We start from the raw sequence: 3,271 nt of genomic DNA, 5'->3' as shown, positions 1-3,271 counted from the left end.
GTTCTTTGACGTAGGATAACGAGTAAGAAGAAAAAGAAAAGAAGCGAGGACTACTTTTAGTGGTTTCTTGTTATGAGCCCCCTGCCTTCGGGCAGGGATAGGTAAGTAAACAAGGGCACACGGGGGATGCCTAGGCTCTCAGAGGCGAAGAAGGACGTGATAAGCTGCGAAAAGCCGCGGGGATTGGCACATACGAAGTGATCCGCGGGTATCCGAATGGGGCAACCCACCTGTGTGAAGCACAGGGGCGTCTAGCTTTAGTGCTAGACGGGCAAACCCGGGGAACTGAAACATCTAAGTACCCGGAGGAACAGAAAATAACAATGATTCCCTAAGTAGTGGCGAGCGAACGGGGACGAGCCCAAACCGAGCTGGTTACGGCCAGCGCGGGGTTGTAGGACCTCAACATCTGATTGTTTGATTTTAGCTGAACGACGTGGGAAAGTCGATCATAGAGGGTGAGAATCCCGTAAGCGAGCAAGTCAAGCACGGTAGAGGATTCCTGAGTAGGGGGGGACCGGAGAAATCCCCTCTGAATCCAGCGGCACCATCCGCTAAGGCTACATACTCCTGAGAGACCGATAGTGAACCAGTACCGTGAGGGAAAGGTGAAAAGAACCCTGAATAAGGGAGTGAAAAGAACCTGAAACCGTGTGCTTACAAGCGGTCGGAGCCCTTGAGTGGGGTGACGGCGTGCCTTTTGCATAATGAGCCTACGAGTTACTCCTCCCTGGCAAGGTTAAATGACTAGAGTCATGGAGCCGCAGCGAAAGCGAGTCTGAATAGGGCGCAGAGTCAGGGGGGGTAGACGCGAAACTTTGTGATCTACCCATGACCAGGGTGAAGGTTGGGTAAAACCAACTGGAGGCCCGAACCAGTTTCCGTTGAAAAGGATTTGGATGAGTTGTGGGTAGGGGTGAAAGGCCAATCAAACTGAGAAATAGCTCGTACTCCCCGAAATGTATTTAGGTACAGCGTCGGCGTTGAGTTACGTGGAGGTAGAGCTACCAATAGGACTAGGGGGTGTCATAGCCTACCGAATCCTGATGAACTCCGAATGCCACGTAATATAGCCGGCAGTGAGGCGTGGGGTGCTAAGGTCCCATGCCGAGAGGGAAAGAACCCAGACCATCCGCTAAGGTCCCTAAATTCGGACTAAGTTGAACAAAGGAGGTCCACTTGCCTTGACAGCCAGGATGTTGGCTTGGAAGCAGCCATTCATTTAAAGAGTGCGTAACAGCTCACTGGTCGAGCGAGAGGGCATCGATAATACGCGGGCATCAAGTCCGGTACCGAAGCGATGGATTTGCATTATATGCAAGTGGTAGGGGAGCATTCTAGCAGCGGTGAAGGTATGCTGTCAGGCGTGCTGGAGCGGCTAGAAAAGCAAATGTAGGCATGAGTAACGATAAGGCGGGTGAGAAACCCGCCCCCCGATAGACTAAGGTTTCCTGCTCAACGCTAATCGGAGCAGGGTTAGTCGGGACCTAAGGCTACGCCGAGAGGCTACGTCGATGGACAGCTGGTTGATATTCCAGCACTTACACCAAGAAGTGATGCAGTGACGCAGAAGTGAAAGCAACGCGGGCGGACGGAAGTGCCCGTTGAAGCGCGTAGGTATTGCGAGAGTAGGAAAATCCGCTCTTGTAGCTGAAACGTGATAGTACCCTACGGCCTCGGCCACGGGGATAGTTTGCCTAATCAGACTGCCAAGAAAACCTGCTAAGCGTTTTAATCTTAGTGTAACCCGTACCGCAAACCGACACAGGTAGTCAAGGAGAGTATCCTGAGGGGCTCGAGTGAATCACGGCCAAGGAACTCGGCAAAATGGACCTGTAACTTCGGGAGAAGGGTCGCTTCCTTGTCGCAAGACAAGAAGCCGCAGTGAAAAGGCCCAGGCGACTGTTTAACAAAAACACATGACTTTGCGAACGCGTAAGCGGAAGTATAAGGTCTGACACCTGCCCGGTGCCGGAAGGTTAAGAGGGGAACTTAGTCGCAAGGCGAAGGTTTGAATCGAAGCCCCGGTAAACGGCGGCCGTAACTATAACGGTCCTAAGGTAGCGAAATTCCTTGTCGGGTAAGTTCCGACCTGCACGAATGGTGTAACGATCTGGGCGCTGTCTCAGCCGTGAGCTCGGTGAAATTGTAGTCTCGGTGAAGATGCCGAGTACCCGCCACGGGACGGAAAGACCCCGTGCACCTTTACTATAGCTTGACATTGACGCTGGGTAACACATGTGTAGGATAGGTGGGAGGCTATGAGCCGGGGGCGCCAGCTCTCGGGGAGCCAACGTTGAAATACCACCCTTGTGTTACTCGGTGCCTAATCTCCGAGACGGGGAAACAGTGTCTGGTGGGTAGTTTGACTGGGGTGGTCGCCTCCAAAAGAGTATCGGAGGCTTTCAAAGGTCCGCTCAGTACGCTTGGTAACCGTACGCAGAGCGCAATAGCAGAAGCGGGCTTGACTGTGAGGCCTACAAGCCGAGCAGGGTCGAAAGACGGATATAGTGATCCGGTGGTTCCGCATGGAAGGGCCATCGCTCAAAGGATAAAAGGTACGCCGGGGATAACAGGCTGATCTCCCCCAAGAGCTCATATCGACGGGGAGGTTTGGCACCTCGATGTCGGCTCGTCACGTCCTGGGGCTGGAGAAGGTCCCAAGGGTTCGGCTGTTCGCCGATTAAAGTGGCACGCGAGCTGGGTTCAGAACGTCGTGAGACAGTTCGGTCCCTATCTGTGGTGGGCGTTAGAGATTTGCGAGGACCTGTCCTTAGTACGAGAGGACCGGGATGGACCAGCCGCTAGTGCACCGGTTGTGGCGCCAGCTGCAGCGCCGGGTAGCTACGCTGGGATGAGATAAGCGCTGAAAGCATCTAAGTGCGAAACTCACCTCAAGATGAGATCTCTCATATACGAAGAGTCGTGGTAGACTACCACGTTGATAGGCTACAGGTGGAAGGTCCGAAATGGCTGAGCCGAGTAGTACTAATGACTCGAACACTTACCCAATACCAGCTCTTTTTCTCTCTTCTTCTTATTCGTCCCTACGTCAACGTTATTTGTTGTGGCTGTGAACTAGCCACGACCGCCAGTAATGGTGGCTTTAGCCCGGGTGTTCACCTCTTCCCATTCCGAACAGAGCAGTTAAGCCCCGGAGCGCCTATGGTACTACCTTCACCGGTGGGAGAGTCGGTCGCCGCCAACCTTACTTTCAGCGCAGCCCCCCAGCGTCCCCCTCACCCGGGATGCGGGGGGCTGCCCGCGTTTA

General features: G+C 53.9%; 2 rRNA genes. Both read left to right on the top strand.

The window, feature by feature from the left end:
• Positions 1–99 precede the first annotated feature (99 nt).
• Positions 100–3,012, top strand: a 23S ribosomal RNA gene (locus ACW9KT_RS22260).
• An 84-nt stretch (positions 3,013–3,096) separates the two neighbouring features.
• Positions 3,097–3,208, top strand: a 5S ribosomal RNA gene (gene rrf, locus ACW9KT_RS22255).
• Positions 3,209–3,271: the final 63 nt, after the last annotated feature.

It is taken from the genome of Hymenobacter sp. HD11105 (genome assembly GCF_054051685.1).
Note: the sequence above shows the minus strand (reverse complement) of the source record. Positions and strands in the feature narration are given on the sequence as shown.